Annotated in this window: 11 protein-coding genes; 3 read left to right on the top strand and 8 right to left on the bottom strand. The window is 39.7% G+C overall.

Annotated elements, in window-relative coordinates:
• The first annotated feature begins 14 nt into the window (after window positions 1-14).
• Window positions 15-620 (top strand): nitroreductase family protein, encoded by a 606-nt coding sequence (locus FIT63_RS04345; protein WP_140006721.1) that lies wholly within the window; start codon window positions 15-17, stop codon window positions 618-620.
• A 23-nt stretch (window positions 621-643) separates the two neighbouring features.
• Window positions 644-2,242 carry an ABC-F family ATPase gene (locus FIT63_RS04350; RefSeq protein WP_140006722.1) on the top strand — a complete coding sequence of 533 codons (1,599 nt, stop codon included), beginning with the start codon at window positions 644-646 and terminating at the stop codon, window positions 2,240-2,242.
• Window position 2,243: 1 nt separating this feature from the next.
• Here FIT63_RS04350 and typA read toward each other — a convergent pair whose 3' ends face one another.
• The gene (gene typA / locus FIT63_RS04355; protein WP_140007159.1) at window positions 2,244-4,052 is read right to left on the bottom strand and encodes a translational GTPase TypA; all 1,809 of its coding nucleotides are present in this window, start codon (window positions 4,050-4,052) and stop codon (window positions 2,244-2,246) included.
• A gap of 195 nt (window positions 4,053-4,247) precedes the next feature.
• On the opposite strand from typA, the gene FIT63_RS04360 reads away from it, so the two are divergent.
• Complete coding sequence (locus tag FIT63_RS04360) at window positions 4,248-5,906, top strand: DEAD/DEAH box helicase (RefSeq protein ID WP_140006723.1); 1,659 nt, start codon at window positions 4,248-4,250, stop codon at window positions 5,904-5,906.
• 5 nt (window positions 5,907-5,911) lie between these two features.
• Here FIT63_RS04360 and FIT63_RS04365 read toward each other — a convergent pair whose 3' ends face one another.
• From FIT63_RS04365 to FIT63_RS04395, 7 genes are all read right to left on the bottom strand, one after another.
• Window positions 5,912-6,322, bottom strand: a complete 411-nt coding sequence (locus FIT63_RS04365; protein ID WP_140006724.1) for a group II truncated hemoglobin — start codon at window positions 6,320-6,322, stop codon at window positions 5,912-5,914.
• Complete coding sequence (gene purT / locus FIT63_RS04370) at window positions 6,322-7,518, bottom strand: formate-dependent phosphoribosylglycinamide formyltransferase (protein WP_140006725.1); 1,197 nt, start codon at window positions 7,516-7,518, stop codon at window positions 6,322-6,324. Before purT ends, FIT63_RS04365 begins: the two co-directional genes overlap by 1 nt.
• Before the next feature lie 225 nt (window positions 7,519-7,743).
• The gene (locus tag FIT63_RS04375) at window positions 7,744-8,385 is read right to left on the bottom strand and encodes a response regulator (RefSeq protein WP_140006726.1); all 642 of its coding nucleotides are present in this window, start codon (window positions 8,383-8,385) and stop codon (window positions 7,744-7,746) included.
• Window positions 8,386-9,744 carry a histidine kinase gene (locus FIT63_RS04380; RefSeq protein ID WP_140006727.1) on the bottom strand — a complete coding sequence of 453 codons (1,359 nt, stop codon included), beginning with the start codon at window positions 9,742-9,744 and terminating at the stop codon, window positions 8,386-8,388. It lies immediately after the preceding gene.
• 277 nt (window positions 9,745-10,021) lie between these two features.
• A complete protein-coding gene (locus FIT63_RS04385) occupies window positions 10,022-12,445 on the bottom strand; it encodes a TonB-dependent receptor (protein ID WP_140006728.1) in 2,424 nt (807 codons plus the stop codon).
• A gap of 209 nt (window positions 12,446-12,654) precedes the next feature.
• Window positions 12,655-14,049: a tRNA lysidine(34) synthetase TilS gene (gene tilS, locus FIT63_RS04390; RefSeq protein ID WP_140006729.1), complete on the bottom strand. Its 1,395-nt coding sequence runs from the start codon at window positions 14,047-14,049 to the stop codon at window positions 12,655-12,657.
• On the bottom strand, window positions 14,021-14,989 hold the full coding sequence (locus tag FIT63_RS04395) for an acetyl-CoA carboxylase carboxyltransferase subunit alpha (RefSeq protein ID WP_140006730.1): 969 nt from the start codon (window positions 14,987-14,989) through the stop codon (window positions 14,021-14,023). Before FIT63_RS04395 ends, tilS begins: the two co-directional genes overlap by 29 nt.
• Window positions 14,990-14,994 lie beyond the last annotated feature (5 nt).

Raw genomic sequence — 14,994 nt, forward strand, 5'->3', positions numbered from 1 at the left:
AGAAAAGGCAAAGTATGCAAGTTAAAGAAGCCATACAACAAAGAAGATCGATTAAGCATTTTGATACCAGTCACGTCATGACTGAAAAAGAAATTTATGAACTACTCTCTCATGCGATTTTATCCCCTACGGCTTTTAATATTCAAAACTGGAGATTTATCGTAGTGACCGATAAATCATTACGACAAAAAATTCGTGCAGTCAGCTGGGGCCAGGCACAAGTGGAAGAGGCTTCAATTTTGATTGTATTGGTGGCAGACCTTATGGCGTGGAATAAAGAACCAGGTCGTTATTGGAAAGATGCACCCAAACCTGTGCAAGATTATTTAGTACCTGCCATTCAACAATATTATGAAGGCAAACCAGAAGTGCAACGCGATGAAGCGATGCGATCTTGTGGAATGGCTGCGATGAATTTAATGCTTTACGCCAAATCAATGGGTTATGATACGTGCCCTATGGATGGCTTTGATTTTGATAAGGTGGGTGAATTACTAAATTTACCTTCCGATCACACGCCAGCGATGTTTGTATGTGTAGGAAAAGGTATTAAAGAAGCGATGCCACGAGGTGGACAATTGCCTCTCGATGAAGTTGTCATTCAGAATCAATTTAAATAAAAAAATTTTAAGGATCTATAAGCGTGCTTATAAGTAATAACATCACCATTCAGTTTGGTGCAAAACCCCTCTTTGAAAATGTCTCCGTTAAATTTGGGGATGGCAATCGCTATGGCTTAATCGGTGCCAATGGTTGTGGTAAATCCACTTTCATGAAAATTTTAGCAGGCGTATTAGACCCCACTTCAGGCAATGTCTCATTAGACAAAAATGAACGTATGTCATGGTTAAAACAAGATCAATTCGCTTATGAAGATCAGCGTGTACTAGATGTCGTGATGATGGGTCATGAAGAGATGTGGAAGGCGAACGAAGAAAAAAACGCCATCTATATGAATCCCGATGCGACTGAAGAAGATTACATGAAGGCTGCTGAATTAGAAGGCGTCTATGCTGAATTTGATGGTTACACGGCAGAAGCCCGAGCAGGTGAATTGTTAATTGGTGTGGGAATTCCCATCGAACAGCACCAAGGTCCAATGAGCCAGATCGCACCTGGTTTTAAATTGCGCGTGCTATTAACGCAAGCGATTTTTTCTAATCCAGATATTTTGTTACTCGACGAACCGACTAACAACTTAGATATTCATACGATCCAATGGCTAGAAGATACGCTAAATAATCGTAACTCTAGCATGATTATTATTTCTCATGATAGGCACTTCTTAAATCGAGTATGCACACACATGGCTGACATGGATTATGGCAAGCTCACAGTGTATCCAGGTAATTATGATAATTACATGGAAGCGTCCACTATGGCCCGCCAACAAAAACTGAAAGACAACGACAAGGCAAAAGAACAGATTGCCGAACTTCAAGAGTTCGTGCGACGTTTTTCTGCTAATGCATCAAAAGCGCGTCAAGCCACGAGTCGAGCAAAACAAATTGATAAAATTAAAGTAGAAGAATTTGTGCCATCCAGCCGTCAGTACCCTTATATTCGTTTTGATTATGACGATAAGGATAAGCTCCATCGCCAAGCGGTGGAAATTAAAAACCTGACTCACGGTTTTGATAGTGAGTTATTCAAAAATTTTAATTTGCTTGTCGAAGCAGGTGAACGCATTGCTGTCATCGGTGAAAATGGTATTGGTAAAACGACATTTCTCAGATGTTTAGTTAATGAATTAAAACCTAATCATGGTGAAATCAAGTGGGCTGAAAAAGCAAAGATTGGTTATTTCGCGCAAGATCATGCAACTGATTTTGAAAAAGATGTGACGCTCTTTGATTGGATGAAAGACTGTGCACAATCCGGTGAAGATGACCAAGCCATTCGCAGTATTTTAGGAAGACTTTTATTTTCAGGTGAAGATACTAAAAAATCGGTGAAGGTTTTATCAGGTGGAGAAAAAGGCCGTATGCTTTTTGGTAAACTCATGCTTGCAAAAACAAATGTGCTTCTGATGGATGAACCTACAAATCATATGGACATGGAGTCGATTGAGTCTCTTAATACAGCGCTCGATAAATACAAGGGTACTTTATTTTTTGTGAGTCACGACCGTGAATTTGTAAGTTCGATTGCAACGCGTATTATTGAAATCAAAAGTGATCATATTATTGACTTCTCTGGCAACTACGAAGACTACCTTGTCAGCCAGGGGCAAGCTACTTAATTTATTCTTTTGATGCGCGCTTACGTTCGTGTTCAAGCAAGAAACGTTTACGAATACGAATAGATTTCGGCGTAATTTCAACTAACTCATCATCCTCAATAAACTCTACTGCAGATTCTAAAGTGAGTTGTATGGGTGGCACTAATCGAACCGCTTCATCAGTACCTGATGCTCGCACGTTAGTGAGTTGTTTACCTTTAATAGGATTCACAATAAGGTCATTGTCTCTAGCATGGATACCGATCACCATGCCTTCGTATAATTTATCTCCCGGACTTGAATACATACGACCACGGTCTTGGAGTTTCCACAAGGCATAAGCCACAGCCTCACCGTGTTCGGCCGAAATCAATACACCGTTTCGACGTCCAGGCATATCAGGCTTCACAGGGGCATATTCATCAAACACGTGCGCCATCAATCCAGTACCTTTAGTCATGGTCATGAACTCACCTTGGAAACCAATAAGTCCGCGCGCTGGAATTTTATATTCTAAACGTGTGCGTCCGTTACCGTCAGACTCCATGTTTTGAACTTCGCCTCGACGACGACCGAGCTCTTCCATCACAGCACCTTGAGTGTCATCTTCTAAGTCAACGGTTAATACTTCGTAAGGCTCACATTTTTGACCATTGATTTCACGATAAACGACACGCGGTTTACCTACGGCCATTTCAAAACCTTCTCGACGCATATTTTCTAATAAGATTGTAAGGTGTAATTCACCACGACCTGACACTCGGAAAACATCAGCATCTTGGGTGTCTTCAACTTTGAGTGCTACGTTCACTAGCAATTCTTTTGTTAGACGATCTCGAATTTGTCGGCTCGTCACAAACTTACCTTCAGTGCCTGCAAGTGGTGAAGTGTTGACCATAAAGTCCATCGTCAATGTTGGTTCATCCACCGCCATAATAGGCAAGCCTACCGGATTATTCGTATCAGCAATCGTGACCCCAATACCAATTTCTTCGATACCAGAAATAATTACAATGTCGCCAGCCTCAGCTTCTTCCACTGGAATTCTATCTAAACCTTTAAAGCCTAAGACTTGATTGATACGGCCTTGAGATACTTGTTTATCTCCATGCATGACGACCACAGATTGGCCTGACTTTATCACACCGTTTTTAATTTTACCCACTCCTAAACGACCGGTATAAGTTGAATAATCGAGCGCCGAAATTTGAAGTTGCAGCGGCTTATCTCGACTGCCTTCTGGAGGAGCTACGTGCTTTAGCACAGTTTCAAATAAAGGTTTCATCGTGTCTGATTTTTGGTTCATATCAAGTGTTGCAAAACCATTTAATGCAGATGCATACACAATCGGAAAATCAAGCTGCTCATCAGTGGCACCTAAGTTCGCAAATAAATCGAATGTATGGTTAATCACCCAATCAGCTCGCGCACCTGGGCGGTCTACTTTATTGATTACTACAATAGGTTTTAAACCTAACGCTAATGCTTTTTTAGTCACAAAACGTGTTTGAGGCATAGGGCCTTCAACTGCGTCAACAAGTAATACCACGCCATCTACCATACCTAATACGCGCTCTACTTCGCCACCGAAGTCAGCATGTCCCGGGGTATCGACGATATTAATGTGCGTACCTTCAAAAGTAACCGCTGTATTTTTAGCTAGAATGGTGATGCCACGCTCTTTTTCAATATCGTTGGAATCCATCACACGTTCGGTCACTGCCTGATGCTGTGCGAAGGTGCCTGATTGCTGAAGAAGTTTATCGACGAGGGTGGTTTTGCCATGGTCCACGTGGGCGATGATGGCAATGTTTCTTAAATTGCGTGACATAAAAAGTGCTACCAAAATTGAATTGAGGCCGAATTCTAGCATATTATAGGCAAAATAAGCTTTGATATTCATGGATTTATCTATATACTGCGCACTCACATCAAGTAACACCTTGCGCGTTTAAATCTAGTGATTGGAAGTTTTGAATTTTTTAAAAGATTAAATGCACCTAACCCTTTTTTAAGGAGTACGACATTGTCTTTTGAATCATTAAAGCTCGACCCACAAATCCTTCGCGCTTTAGATAGCGTAGGTTATAAAACCCCCACCCCTATTCAAGCTAAATCCATCCCTGTCATTATGGAAGGTCATGATCTCATGGCATCCGCACAAACAGGCACTGGTAAAACTGCGGCATTTATTTTGCCTGCATTGAATTTATTAGCAACACCACATCCTGTGAAAGATCGTGGGCCACGTATTTTAGTACTCACACCTACGCGCGAATTGGCAGCACAAATTAATGAAGCCGCACGTAAGTACGGAACATTTATTAAAGCTAAAACAACTAGCATCGTAGGCGGCATGCCCTATCCGCTCCAAAATAAATTATTGTCACAACCTTTAGATATTTTAATCGCGACCCCTGGTCGACTTTTAGATCACATGGAACGCGGCCGTATTAATTTGTCTAGGTTACAAATGTTGGTATTAGATGAAGCTGATCGTATGCTTGATATGGGATTTATTCCTGATGTTAAAAAAATATGTGCAGCGATTAATACGAAACATCAAACCTTATTATTCTCAGCCACACTAGATGGTCAAATCAGTAAGATCGCGAAAGATCTATTACACAATCCAAAAACGATTGAGATTTCTCACTCCAAAGAAAAACACGAAAATATTACGCAGAATATGTATTTCGTGGATAACCTAAACCATAAAAATAAATTACTCGAACACTTGCTCATTCAACCCGGTGTTAAACATACAATTATCTTTACCTCAACTAAACGTCACGCAGATTTATTAGCCGATGAACTTTATAACGCAGGACACAAAACAGGGGCACTTCATGGTGACATGACGCAAGGCGCTCGTAATCGAACACTCACTAAATTTAGACATAACGATATCAGTGTGTTAGTGGCAACCGATGTTGCAGCGCGTGGTATTGACGTCGATGGCATTACACACGTTATTAATTATGATCTTCCTAAATTTGCAGAGGACTATGTGCATCGTATTGGTCGAACAGGCAGAGCCAAAAAAGAAGGCGTCGCGATTTCATTTGTGGCTCCGATGGATGGCAAAGCACTCCGTGATATTGAAAAATATACAGGTCACAAAATTGATATGCAAGTGATGGCAGGATTTGAACCTAAAGTTCAATCACGCGATCAATTAGGTGAAGAAAGAAAATCAAAATCTCGCGGTGGTAAACGAAGCTTCGGAGATAAGAAATCTTTTGGCGACAGAAAACCTTTTGGTGAAAAAAAATCATTTGGCGACAGAAGTTCTAGAGAACGAAAATCATTCGGAGATAAAAAATCTTTTGGTGATAAAAAACCATTTAGAAAAGAGTTTGGTTCGACGGATGCCCCTAAGCGCGATAGAGAACCTAGAGCGCCTAGAAGTCCTTTTGAGAAAAAAGCTACTGAAAAAAGATTATTTGGAAAGATGTCAGATACAAAACCTAGCTTTAATCGATCAGATTCTGATAAAAAAACTTTCGGTGAAAAAAAATCATTTAGTGACAGAAAACCAAGTGACAGAAAAGTAAGTGATCGAAAACCCGCCTATAAAAGCGAATCTGCTCCAAGAACTTTTGCTAAAAAGCCAACAACGATTAGAACATTTAGAGCCTCCGACTCAAAATCAGAGCCACCAAAACGTAAAGCGCGCGTTTAAAAAAATTACTGATTTCGCACGAAGTCAGCGATGGGATAAAGCGCATTCAAAAGCGCTTTTATTTTTTCCTCTTCCATCTTTAAATTAAGCATACCCTTCGTCATACAATAAATCCATTGATCACGCTCCTCTTCGCCTATCTTAAAGGGTAAGTGCCGACGTCTTAAAAATGGATGTCCATAACGCTCAATGTAAAGTTGTGGTCCACCCGTCCATCCACTTAAAAACATAAAAAGCTTTTCACGCGAAGACGTTAAATCTTCTGGATGCATAAGACGAATCGTTTTAGCTTTTTCATCACTATCCATCACATCGTAAAATGCTTCGACGATTTCGCGAATTTTGTGCGTAGCTTCTGGCTCACCACCTAATAAATCATATAGTGTTTGAGGAATTGACGCTGAAGGTTGAGACATTAAACAGATGTTTTAACGAGGGATGCTACTTTTTGAGCTCGCGCTCTAGCTTCACTCACATTATCAGCCGAGGCTAAAGCCACACCCATGCGTCGACGCTTAAATGAAGTGGGCTTACCAAAAAGTCTTAGATCAGATTCTGGAACAGTTAAGGCTTTATCAATATTTTCAAAATGAATACCATTGGCATCGTGATTGCCATATATAACAGCGCTTGCAGAAGGTCTTGATAAACTTGTATTTACAGGTAAGCCTAAAATGGCACGAGCGTGCAATTCAAATTCGTTCTGACTTTGGCTCACCATAGTCACCATACCCGTGTCATGCGGTCTTGGACTTACCTCTGAAAACCATACTTGGTCATCTTTAATAAAGAGCTCCACGCCGAATAACCCTAAGCCACCTAAAGCATCCGTAATTTTTTTAGCAATATCGCGTGCTTTTTTTAATGCGACTTCATGCATGGGTTGCGGTTGCCAACTCTCCACATAGTCCCCCTGCTCTTGTTTGTGTCCAATCGGCTCACAGAAATATGTTTCGATGTCACCCTTATCGTTTTTTGCTCTGACGGTCAGCAGCGTAATTTCATAATCAAAATCGATTTGACCTTCTACAATCACCACACCTTTATTGACCCGCCCTGCAGACGCTGCATAATCCCATGCGTCTTTGACTTTTGATGCATCAGTGATCCGTGACTGACCTTTTCCGGAAGATGACATCGTGGGTTTTACAAAGCATGGATAACCAATACCACTATCAATTGCTTTTTGTAATTCGTCTAAACTTTTAGCAAACGCAAATGGGGATGTAGGGAGTTTTAATTGATTTGCTGCTAAATCACGAATACCCTCACGATTCATGGTGAGTTGCACGGCATTCACTGTGGGGATTACAATCGCGTCCCCACTTTTTTCGATTTGAGCTAGAACGTCAGTATTGATCGCTTCAATTTCAGGAACAATATAATGGGGCTTTTCTAGTTTGACTAAATTTAAGAGGGCTTGACTATCAGTCATATCAATGACATGGGATCGATGGGCAACCTGATGTCCCGGAGCATTTTCATAACGGTCCACCGCAATGACTTCCACACCTAAACGCTGCAAGGCAATAATCACTTCTTTACCAAGTTCACCACTTCCAAGAAGCATGACACGCGTGGCATTTGGGGATAAGGGGGTACCAATCTTCATACTTAAAATGATATCACGAGGGCGGGCGCTCTTTTGACTTCTTAGGATAAAAAAAGGGATTCAAAAATGAATCCCTTTTAAAAAAAACCTTTTCTCTATGGAGTCGAGTGCGTCTCTTTATAAGCTTTTATGGCAAGTATTAAGACAAAACCACTTTAGCTCTTCCCTTTAAATCATGCATGATCTTAACTCCCAAAAATATTTGAGAATTCTTCCCGAAAAAATCTAATTTTTAATGATACCCACTTTAATCGCGTAGCGGATCAGTTCAATGGGGGTATTGATATTAAGCTTTTGCTTGATCATGGTTTGATAATTTGACACCGTCTTAGAACTTATATTAAGTGTTGATGCGATCGCATCTATATCTAAGCCTTCAGCTAAAAGTCTAAAGATCTCAAACTCACGCGCTGATAATTCGTGAACTGGATCTTGATTCCCTGAAATCGACTGCATGGCCATTTTTTTAGCGATCTCGTCACTCAAGAAAACATCTCCCTGGGTCACTGTTTCAATCGACTTCACCAAGTCATCCGCCAACGTATTCTTAGTGAGATACCCTTTAGCGCCTAACTTCAAGGCTTGGTTCGCAAATGATAAATCCTCGTGCATGGATAAAACTAAAATCTTAGCTTTTTCATAACGCATTAAGATGCGACGAATCCCTTCCAATCCGCCCATGCCAGGCATTGATAAATCCATCACCATCACATCAGGTTTTAATTCGCCAAAGATTTGATAAGCCTTTTCACCACTCTCAGCTTCGCCTATCACCTCAAATAGAGGCTCCTGCTCAAGAAGACGTCTCACCCCTGCTCTGACTACAGCGTGATCATCCACTAATACGATGGTGGTTTTTTTGGCCATTTATTTTTTTCTTGTAATAGGTAATTGAATATTTAATTTAACGCCGCGATTGATGTTACTCACGATGTTAATTTTTCCATGGATCTCATTAATACGCTCACGCATGCCCGATAATCCAAAGCCATCACGATGAGTTTTACTCAAACCTACACCGTCATCATTCACCTTAATATCAATCACAGCGATTGATTTATTTTTTTTAATGTAATCAATATGAATGTCAACATTTTTAGCTCTTGCGTGTCTTGAGATATTCGTCAAGCACTCCTGAATAATCCGGTAGCTTGTAACGGATATAGTTTCACCTATCTTCGGCAATGTTTTTAAGTTAACCTCATAATTAAGATTCACTTTTGGGTGTCTTAATTGCCATGTGTTTAATAAATCTTTTAAAGCTTCTTCTAGTCCTAATTCATGAAGAACACCTAGCTTCAAACTGCTTAGCATGCCACCCACGAGATTCATGAGATGTTTCGAGAGGTCAGAGATTGCATTGACTGAAGGTTTAATCTTTGGATAATCCTTATTAGCCAATGCCTTTAATACCGCCGCGTCTGCATGAATTGCTGTGAGTGATTGTCCGAACTCATCATGAAGGTCTCGTGCCAAACTCTTTCTCTCTTCTTCTTGAATGCGAATTAATTTTTGTGAGAGTTGGTGATTTTGTTCGATGCTGACTCTCAATGTTTTAACCATGGCATTAAACTTAGAACTAATCGCAGACAATTCTGAAGTCTTTAAGTTAGGCATCTTCACTTTTAAATTACCGGATTCCAATTCAGTTAAAGCTTTCAAGATAAATTCCACTGGGCTTAATGCTCTAAACACAATCCACGCCACCAAAATATTCGTCAAAATAAAAAAAACACCTGCGAGGTAAAAAATACCCGTGAACTGGTTCCATATCTCACCAAACTCATAACTAGGATCAGGGGTGATCACAATAGTGCCCTTTGGCTGGCCCAAAATATCAACTACCAATCTTTTAGGTTCCCACGGTTCTGAAAATAATCCCATAAAGCTCACGAACCAATTGGGTGCCTGATCAATAGCTTTAGTGTGTGTTTCGGAATCGTTACTATCGACTAATTTACCTTCTAAATTAAAGAACTCGATTTTGAGGTGTCGCATATGAACCAAGCTCTGTAAATTTAGAGGTTTAAACTCACTCTCGATCGAGTAATATTTCGGGTTCTTTAAAACACCAATCTCAAACAAATAGAGTGCTAATTTTTCAGATGAGGCTACCTCAGCGCGCACATTTTTTTTGGCGGTATCAATCGCTAAAACACCTCCTAGCATTAAGATAAGAAGCAATACCGCGTTGATAATCAATATAAGACGAAGCTTTAAACTCAAACTTTCACCCTTCTAAAGTATGTTTACTATTGTGACGTAAATGATACGAAAGCATATCAGGAAAACTTCCTAAATAATTTTGGGGTGAATTCATGGAAATGTTTGGGAAAATCGGTTTATGATCGTTAGACCATCCATCAATAAGTAAATTTATTCTGACGAATTTTGGGATACCTATTATTGGCACCTTTTATTCATTTATCAAACTCACACAGAAATAAGAAAATATAGGAAATAAAAAAGGGGCTTGTAGCCCCCTTTTTGTTGCTCACAGATATTACTTCGCTTCTGGTGCGCCGCCAAATTCGTATCGAAAGCCAATCCAACCTGCACGAGGTGCTCCTGGAACGACAGATGTTACACCTCTATCATCCGGACTCCAAGCTCCAGCTGATGAGAAATAAGTTTCAGCTAGTCGACCGCCCGAATAATAATCTTTATCAAAGATATTAATCGCTTTAGCAAAAACTCTCCAACCTTGGCCAACGTTATATTGTGTATCTAAATTAACTATTGCATATCCACTGAGTTTGCCTTGGCAGCTTGGACCATCATCAGTGCAATTTGGTGTGCTGCTCACGTGGGCATTATTTTCATTGCCCTGCACATACTGACTTGCATAATAAACAATATTCGATCCCACCAACCATTGAGGCGAAATCTCGTACTGCGCGCGTAATTTAAATTGATGTTTAGGAATACCTGCGAGATAGCTACCTTGTCTAACGCTTATTGAGTCAGTAGCATCAGCCTCAGAATTCACTTGATTTACAAGGAGTAGATCTGAATCATACTTTGCTGAAATAAAACTATAGCCTGCTCTGAAGAAAAATTTATCAATCGTGCCCGATAAGCCTAAATCCAAACCTTGGCGTTTGGTTCTGCCCACATTATCAAAATAACCTAATGAGCCAGTACCTGCGTTGGTTGAAATAAATTGAATATCATCATGATTCATAGTTCGATAGACCGACGCATTCCATTTTAAGTTATCAGAAAATTTACCTCTCACGCCTGCATCATAAGTTTTAGCGACAACTTGGTCTAACGGCGGATCTGATGCCATCGCATTAGGTAACTTACAAGGGTATGCTGGATTCGCACATCCTAACTCAATCGATGTCGGAGCTCGATTTGATTCACTATAAGATCCAAAGAGGCTTAATGTTTCAGTTGGGGTAAACGTCACGCCAAGTGAAGGGTTAATACGGTTAAAGTGATGATTACCGGATAGGCTTTCTGGTAAACCATCATTGATGTTATCTCGATTCTTAACTGTTGTATGATTATATCGAGCACTCGCAGTCACATGCCAGTATTGGTTAACAGACAATGTATCTGTAGCAAAAAGACTTGCTGTGCGCGAACGGCCGTTTAAGTTCACCGTCTCTTCAACCTGATCTTCAAGATTAATCGGTGTTCTAGCTAAATTAAACCAATCTGGAGAACCTGCACCTACAACTAGATCACCATCTGCTACTTCGCTAGGCTGCTCCGTTTGTCTAAATTTTGTGCGTTGCACGTCATAACCTAAGCCTGCAATAAATTGATTCTTCTTGCCCCAAACATCTTGATTAAATGCAGCCTGAAGGTTAAATCCTAAACTACGTGATTTAAGTCTTGATCGATTCAGAATGCCTGGCGCACAGTTTTCAGCTACTGACCCAGGAACTAAAGCGGTATCGCAACTGCCGACAGCAAAAGTACTGCTATTAGCATCAAAAATATCCTGAGTAACAATGGTACCGCTATTAAAATCATCATTCGCATCACCATTAATCGTATTTCGATTTGAAGTCCTGTGGTAAGCATTGGCACTTAACATCATATTGTTATTAACCCAATGTGCAGCATTGAGTGCAAAATGATTTAGGTAATTTTTAGTTTGATCGGGTGTTGTTTGCACTCCATCGCGATTTCCCCCTAATAATTCGATGGGCGTTAAACCATTGCCAATCATATTGTTATAAGCACCGATATAACTTAAGTTAACTTTTGTGGTTTCGTTTTGCCAGCCAATCTTCCCAAAAGTTTGATTAATGTGACTTGGCGAATATTTTCTCCAACCATCTTCAGTGGTATGTTGTGCGCCTAGAAAATAATCTACTGAGCCATCTTTTGACACGCCGCCAATTTGAGCCAGTGTTCTCTTTCTGCCCCAAGAACCTGCTTCGCCTTCCAGAGCTATACCTTGATTACTTCGGCCATCCTTAGTTTGAAGTGCTAAAGCCCCACCTAAAGTATTAAGCCCATAAACTGGATTAGAACCGGGGACCACTTGCATGCCTTGAATCGCAAAGTTTGGGACTAAATCCCAATGCACAGTGTCACCAAAAGGCTCATTCACACGAACTCCGTCCACAAATACGGACATACCTTGAGGCGTGCCAGCTAAAGGAGAGGCTGAAAAACCTCTAAAACTTACATCTGGCTGCCATGGATTACCTTGAATTTCGTTAAATGTAATACCTTGCGCATTATTCATCAACTGATCAGCAAAAGTGACACCTGGCTGATTGCGCAAATCTTTACTATCAAATATCTGGATATTCGCTGGAATAATATTCAGTGGCAAACCAATTGAAGGAAGTGGTGTTGTGCTTACAATATTAATGGTACCTGTCGTTAATTTCTCAGCCGCACTAAGTGATAATGAGCTAGCTAGGGCTAAGGCAATAATTGCAAATAATTTTAATTTCATAAAAATAACTCTTGTTCAGGTTAAAGCTGTTAAGACTTTAAATAAATTTCAAATACATTTCAATGACTTAACGCCTAAAATGCATAGGAAAACTTCCCGAAGAAAGTCCTTCCCTATTTCACCCAAAAAGTATCATAAAAATCAATAAGTGACTTCGTTGCTAAAAAAACTGACTGTGAGTCTTATTTATTGTAAAAAAAACGTAATTATCATCGTAATAAGATCACTTCCAAACCGAGCTCTTTAGTCATCACTTGAAACTTAATATCAACGCCAAAATTTGGTATAGCAGTTAACTCGTCACCTATATAAAGTAACGGTAAATTTTCACGTTCCCAGGGGGGGAGATCTGATTCCTGCAAAAGCTGCTTAATTTTTTTAGTGGGTCTTTTTATATCAGGCTTAAAAAATTCACCACCTTTTCGATTTGAAATAGTAAGTTTTTTACCTTCAATTTTTTCTAAAGAAATACCGTCGCCTCTTACTTTTTTAAATTTTAATTTTGATCCATTCGGTAAAATAATTTCTGATTCGCCATTCCAAATAATTTCATAATTTTTTTGTCCTTTTTGATTTTTTTTGACGATATAAATCTCATCCTTATAGCGACGAATTTCAAAATCTTTTGAGATCTGAATTTTTATTGTCGCATCTTTTTTGGCCGTTAAAACTTGTCTTAATAACTCATCTAAAAGGTCCTTAGATGGCATGATTTGATTATTGATTTCGAGCCAATAACGCAATAGATTTTTAGCTCTAGAATTGGATAATTTATCTAAAGTTTTTACTTGTAGTTGATGTATGTAATTATATGATTTTAAACATTTTTTTAAATCAACTTTTGCTAAGTCATCAAGTAAATATTGCGCTTCTGCTAAATGGGAGGATGATCTAGAAATCACTTTAATAATATGACTAAACCTATTCTTTAATATAGGTAAAACTTTTAACCTTATGAAATTTCGATCAAAATCTGCATTCTGGTTACTTTCATCCTCAATCCACTTTAATTGGTGCTTTTTGGCATATATTTCTATGTCAGTTCTTGAGGTGTTTAGGAGTGGTCTCCATAAGCGTCGGCTATCATCAAAATGTGCCATGGAAGACAAACCTTTCACCCCTGCTCCACGGATTAATTGAAGTAAAAATGTCTCAGCTTGGTCATCTTCATGATGCGCTAAAACGACTAAATCTGTTTTGGATTGGAGGAGTTTTTCATAGCGAAGCCGCCTTGCCTCCCCTTCAATGCCGAGTGACTTTTTTTGCGGTAATTTGATGTAATGGACATCCAATGGTACTGATAATTTTGTGCATAACTTCTCACAAAACTTAACCCACTTGTCTGCATTTTTACTTAAACCATGATGTACATGAGATGCTTTTAAAGTGAAATGATGAGTCTTTTGAAGTTGATGTAGGAGATGTAAAAGTACCACCGAATCCACACCTCCACTTAAGGCAACCATCATTGATTTAATCTTTTTTTGAGATTCTAGTAAAGATAAAAAAGCCTTATCGACTAAATCGAGTAAGGATAGTGGTTTGGTTTTTTTAAGGGCAGAAGCTGGAATTTTGTTACTTGGCGGTTTCTTTGAACTTGCCATAGCTAAGTAACCGTTCGTATCTTAAGTCGAGGAGTTGCTTTAGGGATTTCTTTTGAAGTTTGGTTAAGTGTTCTTTTAAAGATTTACGAACCGTTTCCATGAGTTGATTAGGATTGCGATGCGCGCCTCCTAAAGGTTCTGGAAGAATCGTATCGATCAAGCCTAATTCTTTTAAGCGGGTTGCTGTAATACCTAAGGTTTCTGCTGCAGTCGATGCCTTGTCCGCACTCTTCCATAGGATAGAAGCACAGCCTTCAGGGGAGATCACGGAGTATGTTGCAAATTGCAGCATGATGAGATGATCCACAACACCAAGTGCTAATGCGCCACCTGAACCGCCTTCACCAATCACGATACCAATGATAGGGACTTTCAGTTCTGCCATAACATATAAGTTACGCGCAATCGCTTCTGATTGACCTCGCTCTTCCGCGTTAATACCTGGATATGCTCCTGGGGTATCGATCAAGGTCACAATTGGCACATTAAATTTTTCGGCTAACCTATAGAGGCGCAAGGCCTTACGATAGCCTTCAGGTTTTGGCATACCAAAGTTACGGAATTGTCTTTCTTTAACATCACGCCCCTTTTGGTGACCTATGACCATCACAGGCATACCTTCAAATAAAGCTAAACCCCCTACAATAGCTGGGTCGTCCGCAAACGCGCGATCGCCATGTAACTCTTCAAAATCTGTGAAAAGTTTCTCAATATAATCAAGGGTATAGGGTCTTTGTGGGTGACGCGAGACTTGGGAAATTTGCCAAGCGTTTAAATTGTCGTAGATCTCGTGAAGTAGTTTTTCAGTCTTACCTTCTAACTGACTAAGTTCTTTTGAAATATCAAGATTCTTATTCTTTTCATGCGTCTCTGTGAGCTTCTGGGTCTGAGCCTCAAGTTCTGAGATCGGCTTTTCAAAGTCTAGATAACTAATTTTCATTAAAT

Origin of the sequence: Candidatus Methylopumilus planktonicus, from assembly GCF_006364715.1 — a bacterium.
Taxonomy (GTDB): Bacteria; Pseudomonadota; Gammaproteobacteria; order Burkholderiales; family Methylophilaceae; genus Methylopumilus; species Methylopumilus planktonicus_A.